Source organism: Paenibacillus sp. MCAF9 (assembly GCF_052114265.1).
Classification (GTDB): Bacteria; Bacillota; Bacilli; order Paenibacillales; family Paenibacillaceae; genus Pristimantibacillus.
The window spans coordinates 1-809 of the sequence record NZ_JBFREL010000082.1 but is presented as its reverse complement, the minus strand read 5'-3'; the positions used below and the strand labels follow the sequence as shown (position 1 = coordinate 809).

Genomic DNA, 809 nt, shown 5'->3' with positions numbered 1-809 from the left:
TTCGGAAATCCTCGGATCAATGCCTGCTTACGGCTCCCCGGGGCGGTATCGTTGTTCGCCACGTCCTTCTTCGGCTCCTGGTGCCTAGGCATCCTCCGTGCGCTCTTACTAGCTTAACCAATTGCTCGTGGTGATTTCGATTGACCCGTCGTTGAAGCCTTATTTCTTTGAACAATAACCTCTTTAGAGGTAGAAATAACGTCTTCAAAAGCCGTCTTCAATTCGAAACACCTCTCGCTTACGTAAAAACAACTAAAGGATGTTTCAGCAATTCTTTTTCTTTCGTTATCCAGTTTTCAAGGTGCAAGTGTTTTGCGGTGAATTTGCATTAGCGTTAATCTTCAGCAAAGACGCTACAAATGAAATTATTGGTGGAGCCAAGCGGGATCGAACCGCTGACCTCCTGCTTGCAAGGCAGGCGCTCTCCCAGCTGAGCTATGGCCCCATGTTAGGTTTTGAATTATGGAATTATAGTGGTGGGCCTTAGTGGACTCGAACCACCGACCTCACCCTTATCAGGGGTGCGCTCTAACCAGCTGAGCTAAAGGCCCTTAATTCTCATAGTTCGTATATTTAGGTGTGAATATAACACCTGCTTGGCGACGTCCTACTCTCCCAAGACCCTGCGGTCTAAGTACCATCGGCGCTGAAGGGCTTAACGGTCGTGTTCGGTATGGGAACGCGTGGTTCACCTCCGCCATCGCCACCAAACGGATGACTTGACTTGCGTTGAAAGATGATTAATCTTTCAAAACTGACAACGAGTAAGCGATAAACTGCCAAGTTTATCCGAACCTCATCGGGTCGGG

The 809-nt window shown here is 48.3% G+C and carries 2 tRNA genes and 2 rRNA genes; all 4 read right to left on the bottom strand.

The window, feature by feature from the left end:
• Positions 1-119, bottom strand: a 23S ribosomal RNA gene (locus AB4Z45_RS32950); the annotation flags it as partial.
• A 250-nt stretch (positions 120-369) separates the two neighbouring features.
• A tRNA-Ala gene (locus AB4Z45_RS32945) sits at positions 370-445 on the bottom strand.
• 29 nt (positions 446-474) lie between these two features.
• A tRNA-Ile gene (locus tag AB4Z45_RS32940) sits at positions 475-551 on the bottom strand.
• A gap of 43 nt (positions 552-594) precedes the next feature.
• Positions 595-711: ribosomal RNA gene (gene rrf, locus AB4Z45_RS32935) — 5S ribosomal RNA — on the bottom strand.
• Positions 712-809: the final 98 nt, after the last annotated feature.